This is a genomic window from Solidesulfovibrio magneticus RS-1 (genome assembly GCF_000010665.1).
GTDB classification, from domain to species: Bacteria; Desulfobacterota; Desulfovibrionia; order Desulfovibrionales; family Desulfovibrionaceae; genus Solidesulfovibrio; species Solidesulfovibrio magneticus.
This window is the reverse complement of the sequence record NC_012796.1, coordinates 823,787-839,529: the sequence shown is the minus strand read 5'-3', so window position 1 is coordinate 839,529 and position 15,743 is coordinate 823,787. Positions and strand designations below refer to the sequence as shown.

The following is a 15,743-nucleotide window of genomic DNA, read 5'->3' as shown; positions in this document are numbered from 1 at the left end:
AGCCCGACATGGCAACCCTCAAAGGCATCCCCGTCTCGGCCGGCATCTCCATCGGACGGGCCTTTTTCTTAAACCGCTCCGGGGCCGGCCCCCTGCCCCGCCAGACCCTGCCCGAAGCCCTGGTCGGGCCGGAAATGGTCCGCCTGGATCGCGCCATCGAGCAGTTCGCCCAGGAAATCGAACAGGCTCGGGAGCGCATCCCGGCCGACCTGCGCGAACATGCGCTCATTATCGACTCCCACCTCATGATCCTGAAAGACCCCAAACTTTCGGGAGTCGCCAAACGCTACATCCAGACCCTGGGCATCAACGCCGAATGGGCCCTGGACAAGGCCGTGGCCGATCTGGAAAAGGCCTTCGAGGCCCTGGACGACCAGTATTTCCGCGACCGCATCCAGGACGTGCGCACCGTCTCGGGCCGCGTCCAGGCTAGGCTCGCCGGCCAGACCGCCGAGATACGGGCCATCGAGAGCCGGGTGGTGCTCATGGCCCACGACGTCTCCCCGGCCGACACGGCGTCGCTGGAGACCGACAAGATCATGGCCCTGGTCACGGTCCAGGGCGGCAAGACCTCCCACACCGGCATCCTGGCCCGGACGCTTGGCATCCCGGCCGTGGTCGGCGTCACCGAACTCGAACGCGAGGTGCGCGACGGCGACCTCGTGGTGGTGGACGGACTGCGCGGCGTGGTGGTGCTGTCCCCGGCCGAGGAGGAGCTGGCCCGGCTCTCCGACCTCAAGTACCAGTTCGAGGCCTACCAGGCCGGCATCATGCGCGGCTGCCACCTGCCCGGCGAAACCATCGACGGCTACCGGCTCAAGGTCAAAGCCAACATCGAGATGCTTGAGGAAGTGCCCACCGTGGTCAACAACGGCGGCGAGGGCATTGGGCTGTACCGCACCGAATACTCCTACATGAACCGGGCCAAGCTGCCCACGGAAGAAGAACTTTACCAGGAATACCTGGACCTTGCCACGATCATGTCGCCGCGCCGGGTGACCCTTCGCACCCTGGACGCCGGGGCCGACAAGTTCGTCTCCACCCTGGGCAGCCTGGACGAGCGCAACCCGGCCCTGGGGCTGCGGGCCATCCGCCTGTGCATGCACCACCGCGACATCTTCATGACCCAGCTGCGGGCCATGCTGCGGGCGTCGGTTGCCGGCAACATTTCGGTGATGTTCCCCATGATCTCCGGGCTGCGGGAAATCCGGCAGGCCAAGGCCATGCTGGCCGAGGCCCGGGCCCAGCTGCGCCAGGAAGGCCACCGCTTCAACGCCGATCTGCCGGTCGGCATCATGATGGAGCTGCCCTCGGCCGTGATGATCGCCGAAATCCTGGCCCGGGAGGTCGATTTCTTCAGCATCGGCACCAATGACCTCATCCAGTATTCCCTGGGCATCGACCGCACCAACCGGTACGTGTCCCACATGTACCAGCCCCTGCATCCGGCCGTGGTGCGCAGCATCAAGCACGTGGTCGACGCCGCCCACCAGGCCGGCATCGAAGTGAGCCTGTGCGGCGAAATGGCTTCCGACCCCTTTTGCGTGCCCATCCTCATGGGCATGCAGATCGACTGCATCAGCTTGACCCCCCAGGCCATACCGGGCATCAAGCGGATCATTCGCCAGGCCACCATGGACGATTGCAAAAATCTGCTTAAATTGGTTCTGGAAAGCCCGTCCGTGACCCGGACCAACGCCCTGGTCCAGGAAACCATCTTCCGGCAGTTCCCGGACGAGCTGATGTTCTATTCCTCCCTGCTTGACCGGGAGGAATCCCCGGCCCATTGACCGCTCCGGCCGCCCGGCCTACACACGACACGGACGCGGCAGGGCTGGCCGTGATGCGACGCCCGGACCTGTCCGGGCGCGAAACGGCGGCGGCATTGCCTGCCAAAGGACGCCATGGCTGCGAAAGAATCGGGCGAAAAACTTGTCGCCCTCAATAAAAAAGCCCGCCACCTCTACGAATTCCTGGAAAAATACGAGGCCGGCCTGGTGCTCATGGGTTCCGAGGTGAAGTCCCTTCGCCTGGGGCGCATCAGCTTCAAGGACGGCTACGTGAAGTTCCAGGACGGCGAGGCGTTTATGATCGGCGTGCACATCGCGCCCTACGAAAACGCCGGCTACGCCGGCCACGAACCCGAGCGGCCGCGAAAACTCCTGCTCCATGCGGCGGAAATAAACGCCATGCGGGTCAAGGTGGAACAAAAAGGGCTGACCGTGGTCCCGGTGCGGGTGTATTTCAAAAACGGCCGGGCCAAGGTCGAAATCGCCCTGGCGCGCGGCAAGAAGGTCTTCGACCGCCGCGACGACCTCAAGTCCCGGGACCTCGACCGCGACGCCGCCCGGGAGCTGGCGCGACATTAACCGGCCCAGGCCGGATCGGACGAAACCGCTGCAAGGAACATTTTGATGGGTCGATTCCGCCATTTTTTCCTGACGCTGACGGCCATGCTCCTGCTGGCCGCCCAGCCCTGCGCCGCCGCCGACGCCGACGAACGCCTGGAGGCGTTTCTCGACGAGACCGCCGCCCTCTACGGCCCAACCGAAGCCGACGTCGTCAAGAAGCTCGGCTCGCCCCGGGAACGGCAGGCCGTGCCCTTCAGCAATCCCTACGACGCCACGCCCTACGAAATCATCACCCTCACCTACGACGGGCTGGTCGTGTCGCTGTACAGCATGGAAGAAGGCCAGCGGCAGTTTTTCCACCAGATTCGCATCTTCGCCGCGCCCGGCTGCTTCGCCCGGGGCGTGTGCCGGGGCATCCCCCGGGAACGCCTGGCCATTGCCCTCGGGCAGCCCGAGGAAGTCGAGGGCAACGTCTGGCGCTATTCGGACTTAAGCGGCTACAACGAAGTCTCCTTCACCTTCGACGCGGCCGGTCTCGTTGACACCATGACCTGGACCGCCGAGGCCGACTGATCCCATGAGCCCCACCCCGACCCTGCCCGCCGACGTCCGCCGCGCCCTGGAAAACATCTTCCCCGGCGACGCCGCCGTTTTCAGCCCGGAAGAAATGTTCGTCTACGGCGTCGACGCCTCGCGCCGCCACGCCCTGCCCTCGGCCGTGGTGCGCCCCGAAAACCTGGAACAGGTCCGGGCGCTTCTGGCCCTGGCCCAGGAGCATCGCCTGCCCGTGCTGCCGCGCGGCCGGGGCACCAACACCGTGGGCGACTGCACCCCGGTGGCCGGCGGCGTCGTCGTCTCCACGGCGCGCCTTGCCCGCATCCTGGACATCGACGCCGACGACTTCGTGGCCGTGGTCGAACCCGGCGTGGTCACGGCCGATCTCCAGGCCGAGGCGGCCAAAAAGCGCCTCTTCTACGCCCCGGACCCGGCCAGCGTGAAATTTTCCACCATAGGCGGCAACGTGGCCACCTGCGCCGGCGGCATGCGGGCCGTCAAGTACGGCGTCACCCGCGACCACGTGCTGGGGCTCACCGCCGTGCTGCCCGGCGGCGAAGTCGTCCACTGCGGCCGGCGCACCCATAAAAACGTCGTGGGCCTTGACCTTGTCCGCCTCTTTTGCGGCTCCGAGGGGACGCTGGGGGTCATCACCGAGCTGACGGTCAAGCTCCTGCCCCTGCCTGCCGCCACGGCCACCCTGGCCCTGGCCTTTGCCAACGTGGACGCGGCGCTTACCGCCGCCGGCGACGTGTTTCGGGCCGGCATCCTGCCCACCGCCCTGGAATTCATGGCCCGGGAGGCCATGGCCGCCGTGGCCGCCATCAGCCCCGTGCCCTGGCCCGAAACGGCCGGCGCGGCCCTTATCATCCGCCTGGACGGTTCCCCCGAGGCCCTGGCCGCCGATCTGGCCCTGCTCGAAGCCGCCACCAGGCCGGCCGGGCCGGTCTGGAGCCGCCGGGCCGCCACCCCCGAAGACGAGGAAGCCGTCTGGGAGCCGCGCCGGCTGCTCAACCCGGCCTCCTTCAAGGCCGCCCCGGACAAGATCAGCGACGACGTCACCGTGCCGCGCGGCCAGCTTCGGGCCGCCGCCGCCGGTATCCGGTCCGTGGCCGACGAACTGTCCCTCAAGATTCTGCTGTTCGGCCATGTGGGCGACGGCAACCTCCACGTCAACATCATGCACGACGCCGCCAATGCCGACGAGCGCGCCAGGGCGCAGACCGCCCGGGAACGCATCCTGTCCCTGGCCCTGTCCCTGGGCGGCACGCTGTCGGGCGAGCACGGCGTGGGCCTGTCCAAGCTGCCTTTCCTCGACCGCCAGCTTTCCCCCATCGAGCGCGGGCTCATGGCTCGGATCAAGGCCGCCTTCGACCCCTACGGCATCATGAACCCCGGCAAGGCCTACTAGACGTGTCCACGGAACTTTCCCCCGTCCACTGCCTCCACGGCCAGGGCCGCCGCCCGACCTGCATCCTGTGCGGCCGCTGCCTGCCCGTGTGCCCGCTTTTTACGGCCACCGGCCGCGAGGAGCTTTCCCCGCGGGCCAAGTTCTTCCTGGCCAAGGCCCTGGGCGAAGGCCGGGCCGAGCTGTCGGCCAAGGCCGCCGAGATGCTGACCACCGCCTGCCTGTCCTGCGGCCGCTGCGAGGACGCCTGCCCCTTGGGGCTGTGCGGCCCGGATCTGGTGGCCGAAATCCGCGCCGCCCATCCCGGGTTTGCCGGGATGCTGTGGAAGCTGTGGGTCGAACGGGCCGGACTGGCCTGGCCCCTGGCCATGACCCTGGGCAAACTGCTGCCCGGCAACATCCCCATCGCGGCCGTGTCCCGGGCCCGAGACGCCCTGGCCGCCCTGGGCGCGGGCAAGGCCCCGGCCCCCTGGCTGTTCCCCAAGAATTTCGACACGCGCCAGGCCGGCAAAAAGGCCGTCATCTTCGCCGGCTGCGTGGCCGAACATGCCAACCCGCGCTGGAAGGCCGAGGCCGCCCGGCTCCTGGAGGGCCTGGGCGTCGAGGTCCTGCCCGATCCCGGCTTTACCTGCTGCGGCTGCACCCTGGGCCACGCCGGCGCGCCCCAGGCCCAAGCCGCCATGCAGCAGCAGAATATCGACGCCTGGCGTCGGGCCGGCCGGCCGCTCATGGTGGTTTTCTGCGCCACCTGCCGCTGCGGGCTGCGGGCCTATGCCCGCAAGGACCTGGGACTGGCCATGGACGAACTTACGCCGTGGTGCGAAAACCTCGTCTCCCTGGCCGAACTGCTGGGCGACACCACGTTTGAGATCGGCCAAGCCGCGCCCCCGGCCGTGCGCTACCACCGCCCCTGCCACGGAGCCGGCGGCAACCAGGACCTTTCGCTTTTGCGCCGCATCATGGGCGAGCGCCTCGTTTTCCGGGAAAACGAAACCCCCTGCTGCGGTTTCGGGGGCCTGACCAAGCTCACCCATCCCGACCTGTCCGAAGCCGTGGCGCGTGACGCCCTGGCGATCTATGCCCCCAAGCCCGGGGAGCAGATCGTCACCGGCTGCTCGGGCTGCGTCACCCAGCTGCGCGCCGCCGCCCCGGACGGGGTGGGAGTCGGCCACTGGCTGGAAACCATCGGCTAAAAACCTTCACGACCATTTTTCGGGGCCGTTTCCCATCGCCCCGCAGCCATAAAGGAGTCCCTGCCATGCTCAAAGCCATTGCCCACAAGGTCTTCGGGTCGCGCAACGAGCGCTACCTCAAGGGCCTTCGCCCGCTCATCGAGGCCATCAACGCCTTCGAGCCGCAAATCCAGGCCCTATCCGACGACGCCATGCGCGCCCGGGTGGCCGAGCTGCGCCAGGAGGTGGCCGAGGGCCGCCCCCTCGACGACGTGCTGCCCGAAACCTTCGCCATCGTGCGCGAAGCCTCGGTGCGCTCCCTTGGCATGCGCCACTACGACGTCCAGCTCATCGGCGGCATCACCCTGCACCAGGGCAAGATCGCCGAGATGAAGACCGGCGAAGGCAAGACCCTGGTCGCCACCCTGCCCGTGGTCCTAAACGCCCTGTCCGGCAAGGGCGTGCACCTCATCACGGTCAACGACTACCTGGCCAAGCGCGACGCCGCCTGGATGGGCAAGCTCTACGGGTTCCTGGGCCTTAGCGTCGGGGTCATCGTCCACGGCCTCGACGACCAACAGCGCCAGGCCGCCTACGGCGCGGACATCACCTACGGCACCAACAACGAATTCGGTTTCGACTACCTGCGCGACAACATGAAGTTCTACCAGGAACAGCTCGTGCAGCGGCCGCTCAATTTCGCCATCGTCGACGAAGTGGACTCCATCCTCATCGACGAAGCCCGCACCCCGCTTATTATCTCCGGCCAGGCCGAGGATTCCTCCACCCTCTACGCCCGGGTCAACGCGCTTATTCCCATGCTGCGCCGCGAAACCCACTTCACCGTGGACGAAAAGGCCCGCACCGTGCTCCTCACCGACGAGGGCGTGGCCCGCATGGAAGACGTGCTCAAGATCGACAACCTGTTCGATCCGGCCAACATCACCCTGCAGCACCATGTGCTCCAGGCCCTGAAAGCCCACCACATTTTCCAGCGCGACGTGGACTATGTCGTCAAGGACGGCCAGGTCATCATCGTCGACGAGTTCACCGGCCGTCTCATGCCCGGCCGGCGCTACTCCGACGGCCTGCACCAAGCCCTGGAAGCCAAGGAACTCGTGCAGGTGGAGGCCGAGAACCAGACCCTGGCCACCATCACCTTCCAGAACTACTTCCGCATGTACAAAAAGCTCTCGGGCATGACCGGCACAGCCGACACCGAGGCCGTGGAATTCCGCGAGATCTACGGGCTGGAAGTCATCTCCATCCCCACCAACAAGCCCATGGTCCGCAAGGACTTCCCGGATCTGGTCTACAAGACCCAGCGGGAGAAGTTCGAGGCCATCGCCGCCGACGTCAAGGACCTGCACAAGCGCGGCCAGCCGGTGCTGGTCGGCACGGTCTCCATCGAGAAATCCGAGCTGCTCTCGGACATGCTCAAAAAGACCGGCGTGCCCCACGACGTCCTCAATGCCAAGAACCACGAGAAGGAAGCCGAGATCGTGGCCCTGGCCGGCCATGCCGGCAAGGTCACCATCGCCACCAACATGGCCGGCCGCGGCACGGACATCGTGCTCGGCCCCGGCGTCACCGACCTTGGCGGCCTGCACATCCTGGGCACCGAACGCCACGAATCCCGGCGCATCGACAACCAGCTGCGCGGCCGTTCCGGCCGCCAGGGCGATCCCGGCTCCTCGCGCTTCTACCTGGCCCTGGACGACGACCTCATGCGCCTTTTCGGCTCCGACCGCTTAAAAGGCCTCATGGACAAGCTCGGCATGGAAGACGGCGAGCCCATCGAGAACCGCATGGTCTCCCGGGCCATCGAAAACGCCCAGAAGCGCGTGGAAGCTCACAACTTCGAAATCCGCAAGCAGCTGCTGGACTACGACAACGTCATGAACCAGCAGCGCGAGGTCATCTACAGCCGCCGCCGCGAACTCATGGGCTCCGACGAACCGGAAACCTTCGTCCAGGAGCATATCGAAGAGATCGTGGACGAAATCTTCGCGCCCTTTGCCGCGCTCAAGGGCGAACCCGATCCCGAGCTGCTGGAAGTAGCCGCCGCCCAGATCGAGGACATTCTCGACTACAAGATCGAGCTGGCCGATGGCGGCGAGGCCGAAAAGCAGGCTGTCCTCGAAGCCGTGACCGGCCGCCAGCGCGAGCTGGCCGAGACCGCCGGGGCGCACTACAAAGAAGTGGCCCGCTACTTCCTCCTCGACAGCCTGGACCGCCACTGGAAGGAGCATCTGCTCTCCATGGACCACCTGCGCGACGGCATCGGGCTGCGCGGTTACGGCCAGAAAGACCCCAAGCAGGAGTACAAGCGCGAAGGCTTCGAGCTCTTCCAGCAGCTCATCTACAACATGCGCGACGCCGCCATCCGGGCGCTGTCGCGGGTGCGCATCCGGGCCGAAGTCCAGGAGCAGGAATTCCAGCACAAGGACGAGACCGCCAACGTGCAGTATTCCGGCCCGGCCGAGTCGGCCGAAGACGCCAAGAAAGAGCCCAAGCGCCGCGAAGCCCCCAAGGTCGGGCGCAACGATCCCTGCCCCTGCGGCTCCGGGAAAAAATACAAGAAGTGCCACGGCGCGAAATAACGCGTCGCAACCAGGGGGGCGGGCCGCTGCGGCGGGTCGCCCCCCTTGCCCGCCCGGCCGGTTTTTTCTACACCAAGGGAAACCACGCCCCAGGCGTCATTCCCAGACACCTCCGGCAGGGCCGTCCCCGCCTGCCGACGAATCGGCGTGCCCGCGCACGCCCCTGACGGTAAACCATGTTCGCGATTATCGGCATAGTGGTGGTTATCGCCTGCGTCTTCGGCGGATTTATGCTCGAAGGCGGCCATATGGGCGTGCTGTGGCAGCCCATCGAGCTGCTCATCATCGGCGGCGCGGCCCTGGGGTCGTTTTTCATCGCCTCGCCCAAGTCCATCGCCATAGGCACCTTCAAACACGTCATGCACGTGTTTACCGGCAAGGAACCGTCGGCCGGCGACTACCAGGACCTGCTCACCCTGCTGTTCGAGCTCATCAACATCGCCCGCCGCGACGGCATCGTCGCCCTGGAGCCCCACGTCTCCAAGCCCGAACAGTCCGCCACGCTGAACAAATACCCGGCCATCGCCAAAAACAAGCAGCTGGCCCACTTCATCTGCGACAACATCAAGTGCCTGCTCTCCGAAGGCATCGACGCCCACCGCTACGACGACCTCATGCGCACCGACATCGCCACCATGCACCACCACGCCATGATCGCCCCGGGCGCCGTCACCAAGGTGGCCGACTCCCTGCCCGGCCTTGGCATCGTGGCCGCCGTGCTCGGCATCGTGCTCACCATGGGCAAGATCAACGAGCCGCCCGAAGTACTCGGCCACAGCATCGGCGCGGCCCTGGTCGGCACGTTTCTGGGCATCCTCATGAGCTACGGCTTCGTCGGCCCCATGGCCAACAACCTGGAATACCAGGCCAAGGCCCAGCAGCACATGCTGCACGTGGTCAAGGAAGTGCTGGCCGCCTTCAACTCCGGCTTCTCGCCGCTACTCTCGGTGGAAATGGGCCGCCGGGCCATCCCCGAGGACGTGCGGCCGAGCATGGACGACATGGAAGGGGCGCTTCGTGGGAAAAAATGACGGCAAAACCGTCATCATCTACCGCGAGTCCGACGGAGACCACGGCGGCCACCACGGCGGCTCCTGGAAGGTGGCCTACGCCGACTTCGTGACGGCCATGATGGCCTTTTTCCTGCTCCTGTGGCTGGTCGTTTCCCTCAAGCCCCAGACCAAGCAGGAACTCTCCCTGGTCTTCCAGGATAAAAACGTGCCCTCCAAGGAAAAGACCCAGAACCTCGAAAAGGTGCCCACCTTCATCAGCCCCGACGCCATCAAGGGCAGCCCGGAATTCAAGCTCTCCCAGGAAAACAAGCTCAAGTACGAAATCGCCATCCTCATCAAGGAACTCATCACCTCCGACCAGAACGTCAAAAACAACTCGGGCGTGAGCAACGATTCCTCCGGCGTTCTCATGCAGGTCAACAACTCCGTCATGTTCAAGCCCGGTTCGGCCGAGATCACCCCGGCCGCCGCCAAGATCATGGACGGCGTGGCCAAAATCCTGCGCGATTTCAAAATCAACCTCACCGTGCGCGGCCACGCCGACGACGACGAAGGCTCCGGCCCCTACCCCTCCAAATGGGAACTCTCGGCCGCCCGGGCCGCCGCCGCCGTGCGCTACCTGTCCGAAAAAGCCGGCATCCCCTCCACCCGCCTGCGCGCCGTGGGGCTGGCCGACAGCCAACCGCTGGTGCCGCCCACCTCGGCCGAAAACAAATCCCGCAACCGGCGCATCGAGTTCTTCTACACCAGCCCCGACATGCGTCCATCTGAACGCTCCCAGGACGGACCCTAGCCGCCAGCGCTCCCGCGCCCCCGCCCGTCCACCACAGCCCATGAAGGGGGTCCGGCGGGCGGTCGGCCCCCGGCGGGTGCGGGCAGAGCCTGCTCTTCTGCCTTTTCCCTGTTTTTCCCCACGTTACGGCGCGGCTGCCGACAAAATCGAGGCCACGGTGTCGGGGTGGCGGACGATGGCGGTATGCGGACAAATATCCATGGCCCGGGCGGCGAGGTCGGCGCGGTCAGTGACGAGGATGGCCCGCAGGTTGGGCGTATGGGCGGCCAGGGCGGCCAGCAGGGCCACGCCGGGCGAGCCGGCGGCGCAGACGAGGTGCGGGCCGGTGGCCAGGTCGAGGTCCAGGGCCTGATTGATGTTGCGCAGGCCTTCGGCCGGGGAGAAGTCGTTCCAGAGGTCGCGGTTGGCCGAGGTGGGGGTGATGGTGACGTCGCAGCCGTCGTCATCGACGCGGAAGTGTTGGCGCTGGGGGTCGATGGCGTCCACGGCGTCGTGGATGTGCTCAAGCAGGGTAAGCGAGTCGTCTTCGTCGATGGAGCGGACGGCGTCCTGCCGGGCGATGCTGATTTCGCCCTGGCGCAGTTGCAAACCCGAGCCGATCCAGACAAAGGGGAGCCGGTCCGAGGAAGCCATGAGGCTTGTTAGGCGCTCGGCCATGGCCTGGTTGAGGTCGTGTTTTTCCTGGGACAAGGCGGCCTGGCCCTGGTTGCCGGCAACGGTTTGCCACTGTCGGCCCAGCGACCCGGCGTAGGCGAAGGTCTGGGGCGGCAGGGAGGCCCGGCCGAGCAGGCTTGCCAGGGGCGCGTCGGACCACAGCACGGGATGACGGCTTCGGGCCATGGCGAAGCGGCCGGCGGCCACGGCGTTCCAGGCCGGCTGGAAGCTGGTGGCCAGCCGGTGTCCGGCCGGGCGGAACAGGGCGTCGGCGTCGCAGATGAGCGTGTTGAAGGTTTCGCCGGCAATGGCTTTGAGCCCCCGCCGCACGGCGTCGCCGAGGCCAGGACGGCGTTTGCCCAGGCGTTTTCGCAGGGCTTCGCGGCCGTCTTCCAGGTAGAGCGCGTCGTTTTCGAGTTGTTCGATTTCCAGGCCGAGGTCCAGGCGCAGGCTGGCGTCTTCGCTGTGGCTCAGGGCGGCGACGTGGTCGCGGCCGGCGCAACGGCGCAGATCGGCGGCCAGGCGGGCGATTGCGGCCATGGCCTCGGGCGGCACGGGCCGGCCGGCCAGAATGGCGGCGGCGGCGGCGCGGCGGGCGCTGGCGGCACGGTCAAGGAGCTGCGTAAGATCTTCAAGGCTGGCCGGGGGGCCGCCGGGCGTCGGGGGTATCGGCATGGCCGCATCACAGCCGAAAACCGGCTCCTTGGCAAAGGAAATATCGGGCCGGCCCGGGTCTGGCCGGTTGCCTCGTGGCGGGCCTTGGGCTAGACAGGACGATGCCGCTTCGGGCGGCGGCGAGCCAAGGAGGAAGGGGACATGCGGCTTTTGACGCGTTCGGATTTCGATGGACTCATTTGCGCGGTGTTGCTCAAGGAAGCCGGCGTCATGGACGAGTGGGTGTTCGTGCACCCGAAAGACGTCCAGGACGGCAAGGTGGAATGCGGGCCAAACGACATTCTGGCCAACGTGCCCTACGCCCCGGGCTGCGGGCTGTGGTTCGACCACCACACCAGCGAGGCCGACCGGCTGGGCGACATCGAATTCACCGGCGTGTCCAAGCCCCTGCCGAGCTGCGCCCGGGTCATCTGGGAGTACTACGGCGGCCATGACCGCTTCCCGGCCCGTTTCGACGAGATGCTGGCCTACGTCGACCGCTGCGACAGCGGCGATTTGCGCCCCGAGGAAGTGGCCAAGCCCTCCGGCTGGATACTTTTAAGCTTCCTCATGGACCCGCGCACCGGCCTTGGCCGGTACCGCGACTACCGCATCAGCAATTACCAGCTCATGATGCATCTGGTGGAGCTGTGCCGCACCCAGCCCGTGGAGGCCATTCTGGCCGATCCCGACGTGGCCGAGCGGGTTACGCGCTATTTCGAGCAGGAGGAGCAGTTCGCTGGCATGCTGCGGGAGCGTTCCAGGCTGATCGGCAAGGTGCTGCTCATTGACCTGCGCGAGCAGGAAGAAATTTTTACCGGCAACCGCTTCACGGCCTACGCCCTGTTCCCCGACGCCGAGGTCAGCGTCCAGGTCATCTGGGGCAAGGCCAAGCAGAACGTGGTGCTCACCGTCGGCAAGTCGATTTTCGACCGCACCAACCCCGTGGACATCGGCCGGTTGATGCTGTCCTACGGCGGCGGCGGCCACCGCAACGTCGGCACCTGCCAAGTGCCCGAAGGACAGGCCGAGCGGATCATCAGCGACGTGATCGCGGTGCTAAACGGCGACGTCGCCATGGAAGCCTAGAGCCGCGCCCCTTGAAACTACGAGCGTATTTTTAAGAATAAGTACTAACTTAGTGCGCTGCCTGCGAAACACCATCGGCGCTTTTCGTGGACGCGACAGGAACGCACAACGCCCTTAGCCAACACGGCGGCGGGCCGGGGCATCCGGCCCGCCGCTTTCGCCTCGCCGCTTTTTTTCCAAGGATTGCCCGTGACCGACGCCAAAGCGCCCCCCGCGCCCCCAGTTCCTGAAGACCTGCTCGCCTCTTACCATTTCGAGCTGCCCGACGCCCTGATCGCCGATCGGCCGTGCGAAGTGCGCGACGCCTGCCGCCTCATGGTCCTTGACCGGGCCGCCGGGAGCCTGGACCACCGGGTGTTTACCGACCTGCCCGACCTGCTGCCCGAGGGCGCGCTGCTCGTCGTCAACAACACCAAGGTCGCCCCGGTGCGGCTTCTCGGCAAACGCCCCACCGGCGGCGCGGCCGAATTCCTGCTTTTGACGCCCGTGGCGCTGCTTAAACCCGAAACCGACCCGGCCACCGGCTGGACCAGCGCCCCGGCCGCTGGCTTGCTGCGCGTCTCCCGGCCGCCAAGGCCCGGGGACCGCATCGACTTCGCGCCCGATCTGGCCGTCACCGCCGTCTCGCGCGGGGCCTTCGGGCATACCGAGGTGACGCTGTCCTGGCGTGGCGCGCTACCCGAGATACTCACGCGCATAGGCCATGTGCCCCTGCCCCCCTACATCCGCCGGGCCGACGACGCGGCCGACCGGGAAACCTACCAGACCGTCTACGCCCGCGACGACAAGCTCGGCAGCGCCGCCGCGCCAACCGCCGGCCTGCACTTCACCGAGGAACTCCTGGCGCGCCTGGCCGGGCGCGGCTTTAGGCTCACCGCCGTCACCTGCCACGTCGGCCTGGGCACCTTCTCGCCCGTTCGCGTGGAGGACCTGCGCGACCACGCCATGCACCAGGAATGGATCGAGGTGTCGCCCGAGGCGGCCTCGGCCGTGTCCCGGGCCAAAGCTGAGGGCCGGCCGGTCATCGCCGTGGGCACCACCGCCGCCCGGACCCTGGAGGGTGCTGTGCGCGAGGCCGGGGCTTTCGGAGCCTTCGCCGGCTTCACCGACATCTTCATCCGCCCGGGCCACCGCTTCGCCGTGGTGGACGGCATGGTCACGAATTTCCATTTGCCTGGATCATCGCTGGTGATTATGCTGGCCGCCCTGGCCGGAAGAGAGTCCATCCTGGCTGCCTACGGGCAGGCCGTCGCTTCCGGCTACCGCTTTTTTTCCTACGGCGACGCCATGTTGGTCCTGTAGCCGTCTGGCGTCTCCCCACCGTCTGGAACATTCGGGCCGGGGCGCGCTCCTGTGTTGGCGCGCGCCGATCCCTTGCCCGCCAAGGAGAAACAGATGTCGCGGATTGTCATCGACGAGCAGCGCTGCAAGGGCTGTCTGCTTTGCGTCGAGGCCTGCCCCAAGTCCATCATCGTGGCCTCCTCGCGCTTCAACGCCAAGGGCTACAAGGTCGCGGAACTGCCCGAGGCCTCGATGGACAAATGCACGGGCTGCGCCTCCTGCGCCCAGATGTGCCCGGACGTGGCCATCACCGTTTGGCGCACGGCCAAAAGCAAAGCCAAGGAGAACGACTGATGTCGGCCAAACGCATCTTCATCAAGGGCAATGAAGCCATCGCCCATGGCGCCCTGGACGCCGGCTGCCGTTGCTACTTCGGCTATCCCATCACCCCCCAAAACGACATCCCGGAAATGCTGTCCTCGGCCATGCCGGCCGCCGGCGGCGAGTTTGTCCAGGCCGAGTCGGAAGTGGCCTCGGCCAATATGCTGCTTGGCGCGGCCGCCTGCGGCGTGCGGGCCATGACCACCTCGTCGAGCCCCGGCGTTTCGCTCATGCAGGAAGCCATCTCCTACATGGCCGGCTCCGACCTGCCCGGCGTGGTCGTCAACATGAATAGAGGCGGCCCGGGCCTTGGCGACATCGGCCCGTCCCAGGGCGACTACTTCCAGTCGGTCAAGGGCGGCGGCCACGGCGACTACCGCACCCTGGTCCTGGCTCCCGGCTCCTGCCAGGAGTGCTACGACCTGACTTTCGAGGCCTTCGAGCTGGCGTTTAAGTACCGCAATCCCGTGCTCATCCTCGGCGACGCCATCGTTGGCCAGATGAAGGAGCCCGTGGCCCGGCGCGAGGCCCTGCCCATCGACTCGGCCGAGGGCGCGGACTGGAAGCTCACCGGACGCGGACAGCGCGCCCCGCGCATCCTCAAGTCGCTTTTCCTCGAAGACGGGGCCCTGGCCGGCCAGAACATCCGCCTGCGTGACAAGTACGCCGCCATGACGGCCGAAGTGCGCTACGAAGCCTTCGAGACCGCCGACGCCGAACTCGTCGTGGTGGCCTACGGCTCCATCGGCCGCATCGTCAAATCCACGGTGCGCGCCCTGCGCGCCGAGGGACTCAAGGTGGGCCTGCTGCGCCCCATTACGCTTTTCCCCTTCCCCGAGGCCGCCCTTCGCGACCTGGCCGGACAGGGCAAGCGGTTTCTTACCATTGAGCACAACCTCGGCCAGATGGTCGACGACGTGCGTCTGGCCGTGCGCGGCCTGGCCGATTCCGAATTCTTCGGTTTCCTGCCCGGCAACATGCCCACGCCCGAAGACTTCGACGCGCCCGTGCGCGCCGCTGTGAAGGGGGCCTAACATGTCGGAACAGCTTGTTTTCACGCGCCCGGAAGTGCTGGCCGACGTGGCCACCCACTACTGCCCCGGCTGCCAGCACGGCGTCGTCCACCGCATCGTGGCCGAATGCCTGGAAGAATACGGCCTGGTGGAAAAAACCATCGCCGTCAGCTCCATTGGCTGCTCGGTCTTTCTCTACAACTATATCCTGGTCGACACCGTCGAGGCTCCCCATGGCCGCGCCCCGGCCGTGGCCACCGGCGTCAAGCGCGCCCGCACCGACGCCTTCGTCTTCGCCTACCAGGGCGACGGCGACCTGGCCTCCATCGGCATGGCCGAGATCATGCACGCCGCCAACCGGGGCGAGCGCATCTCCGTCATCTTCGTCAACAACACCGTCTACGGCATGACCGGCGGCCAGATGGCTCCCACCACCATGGTGGGCCAAAAAACCACCACCTGCCCCGGCGGACGGTGCCTGGAGCGCGAAGGCGGCCCCATCCACATGTCCGAGATCATCGCGACCTTGGGCGGCGTGGCCTACTGCGCCCGCACCGCCGTCAACACGATCAAAAACATCGCCCAGACCAAGCGCGCCATCCGCCGCGCCTTCGAGACCCAGATCAAGGGCGAAGGCTTCGGCTTCGTCGAGGTCCTGGCCACCTGCCCCACCAACTGGCGCATGTCGTCGGTTGCCGCCAACGAGCGCGTGGGCAAGGAAATGATCCCCGAATTCCCGCTCGGCGTCTTCAAGGACGCGGCCAAGGAGGAATAGC

14 protein-coding genes are annotated in these 15,743 nt (G+C 66.7%); 13 read left to right on the top strand and 1 reads right to left on the bottom strand.

Annotation, left to right across the window (positions count from 1 at the left end):
- Positions 1-8 precede the first annotated feature (8 nt).
- The 8 genes from ptsP to DMR_RS03575 all read left to right on the top strand — a co-directional run bounded on the left by ptsP (position 9) and on the right by DMR_RS03575 (position 9,895).
- Positions 9-1,790, top strand: coding sequence for a phosphoenolpyruvate--protein phosphotransferase (gene ptsP, locus DMR_RS03610; protein WP_012750316.1), 1,782 nt, complete (start codon positions 9-11; stop codon positions 1,788-1,790).
- Between the two features lie 114 nt (positions 1,791-1,904).
- Entirely contained in the window at positions 1,905-2,369 is a 465-nt protein-coding gene (smpB, locus tag DMR_RS03605; protein ID WP_012750315.1) for an SsrA-binding protein SmpB, read from the top strand.
- A 45-nt stretch (positions 2,370-2,414) separates the two neighbouring features.
- Positions 2,415-2,924, top strand: coding sequence for a hypothetical protein (locus tag DMR_RS03600; protein WP_012750314.1), 510 nt, complete (start codon positions 2,415-2,417; stop codon positions 2,922-2,924).
- Positions 2,925-2,928: 4 nt separating this feature from the next.
- Entirely contained in the window at positions 2,929-4,317 is a 1,389-nt protein-coding gene (locus DMR_RS03595) for an FAD-binding oxidoreductase (RefSeq protein ID WP_012750313.1), read from the top strand.
- 2 nt (positions 4,318-4,319) lie between these two features.
- Positions 4,320-5,507 (top strand): (Fe-S)-binding protein, encoded by a 1,188-nt coding sequence (locus DMR_RS03590; RefSeq protein WP_012750312.1) that lies wholly within the window; start codon positions 4,320-4,322, stop codon positions 5,505-5,507.
- 65 nt (positions 5,508-5,572) lie between these two features.
- On the top strand, positions 5,573-8,089 hold the full coding sequence (gene secA / locus DMR_RS03585) for a preprotein translocase subunit SecA (protein WP_012750311.1): 2,517 nt from the start codon (positions 5,573-5,575) through the stop codon (positions 8,087-8,089).
- A gap of 176 nt (positions 8,090-8,265) precedes the next feature.
- Positions 8,266-9,120 carry a flagellar motor stator protein MotA gene (gene motA / locus DMR_RS03580; RefSeq protein ID WP_012750310.1) on the top strand — a complete coding sequence of 285 codons (855 nt, stop codon included), beginning with the start codon at positions 8,266-8,268 and terminating at the stop codon, positions 9,118-9,120.
- Entirely contained in the window at positions 9,107-9,895 is a 789-nt protein-coding gene (locus DMR_RS03575) for an OmpA/MotB family protein (RefSeq protein WP_043600012.1), read from the top strand. Before motA ends, DMR_RS03575 begins: the two co-directional genes overlap by 14 nt.
- Positions 9,896-10,018: 123 nt before the next feature.
- On the opposite strand, the gene DMR_RS03570 is transcribed toward DMR_RS03575, so the two are convergent.
- On the bottom strand, positions 10,019-11,224 hold the full coding sequence (locus tag DMR_RS03570; protein ID WP_012750308.1) for a hypothetical protein: 1,206 nt from the start codon (positions 11,222-11,224) through the stop codon (positions 10,019-10,021).
- A 141-nt stretch (positions 11,225-11,365) separates the two neighbouring features.
- On the opposite strand from DMR_RS03570, the gene DMR_RS03565 reads away from it, so the two are divergent.
- The 5 genes from DMR_RS03565 (at position 11,366) to DMR_RS03545 (ending at position 15,742) form a co-directional block, all read left to right on the top strand.
- Positions 11,366-12,292, top strand: a complete 927-nt coding sequence (locus tag DMR_RS03565; RefSeq protein ID WP_012750307.1) for a hypothetical protein — start codon at positions 11,366-11,368, stop codon at positions 12,290-12,292.
- A 189-nt stretch (positions 12,293-12,481) separates the two neighbouring features.
- Positions 12,482-13,594 (top strand): tRNA preQ1(34) S-adenosylmethionine ribosyltransferase-isomerase QueA, encoded by a 1,113-nt coding sequence (queA, locus tag DMR_RS03560; RefSeq protein ID WP_012750306.1) that lies wholly within the window; start codon positions 12,482-12,484, stop codon positions 13,592-13,594.
- A 93-nt stretch (positions 13,595-13,687) separates the two neighbouring features.
- Positions 13,688-13,927: a 4Fe-4S binding protein gene (locus DMR_RS03555; protein ID WP_012750305.1), complete on the top strand. Its 240-nt coding sequence runs from the start codon at positions 13,688-13,690 to the stop codon at positions 13,925-13,927.
- Complete coding sequence (locus tag DMR_RS03550; protein ID WP_012750304.1) at positions 13,927-14,988, top strand: 3-methyl-2-oxobutanoate dehydrogenase subunit VorB; 1,062 nt, start codon at positions 13,927-13,929, stop codon at positions 14,986-14,988. Before DMR_RS03555 ends, DMR_RS03550 begins: the two co-directional genes overlap by 1 nt.
- Position 14,989: 1 nt before the next feature.
- Positions 14,990-15,742 (top strand): thiamine pyrophosphate-dependent enzyme, encoded by a 753-nt coding sequence (locus DMR_RS03545; RefSeq protein ID WP_012750303.1) that lies wholly within the window; start codon positions 14,990-14,992, stop codon positions 15,740-15,742.
- The last annotated feature ends 1 nt before the right edge of the window (position 15,743 follow it).

Excerpts from the sequence above, each read along its gene's own strand:
- smpB (WP_012750315.1), top strand. The coding sequence starts at position 1,905 with ATGGCTGCGAAAGAATCGGGCGAAAAACTTGTCGCCCTCAATAAAAAA.
- DMR_RS03555 (WP_012750305.1), top strand. The coding sequence starts at position 13,688 with ATGTCGCGGATTGTCATCGACGAGCAGCGCTGCAAGGGCTGTCTGCTT.
- DMR_RS03570 (WP_012750308.1), bottom strand. The coding sequence starts at position 11,224 with ATGCCGATACCCCCGACGCCCGGCGGCCCCCCGGCCAGCCTTGAAGAT.
- DMR_RS03545 (WP_012750303.1), top strand. The coding sequence starts at position 14,990 with ATGTCGGAACAGCTTGTTTTCACGCGCCCGGAAGTGCTGGCCGACGTG.
- DMR_RS03600 (WP_012750314.1), top strand. The coding sequence starts at position 2,415 with ATGGGTCGATTCCGCCATTTTTTCCTGACGCTGACGGCCATGCTCCTG.
- ptsP (WP_012750316.1), top strand. The coding sequence starts at position 9 with ATGGCAACCCTCAAAGGCATCCCCGTCTCGGCCGGCATCTCCATCGGA.
- motA (WP_012750310.1), top strand. The coding sequence starts at position 8,266 with ATGTTCGCGATTATCGGCATAGTGGTGGTTATCGCCTGCGTCTTCGGC.
- DMR_RS03595 (WP_012750313.1), top strand. The coding sequence starts at position 2,929 with ATGAGCCCCACCCCGACCCTGCCCGCCGACGTCCGCCGCGCCCTGGAA.
- secA (WP_012750311.1), top strand. The coding sequence starts at position 5,573 with ATGCTCAAAGCCATTGCCCACAAGGTCTTCGGGTCGCGCAACGAGCGC.
- DMR_RS03565 (WP_012750307.1), top strand. The coding sequence starts at position 11,366 with ATGCGGCTTTTGACGCGTTCGGATTTCGATGGACTCATTTGCGCGGTG.
- DMR_RS03550 (WP_012750304.1), top strand. The coding sequence starts at position 13,927 with ATGTCGGCCAAACGCATCTTCATCAAGGGCAATGAAGCCATCGCCCAT.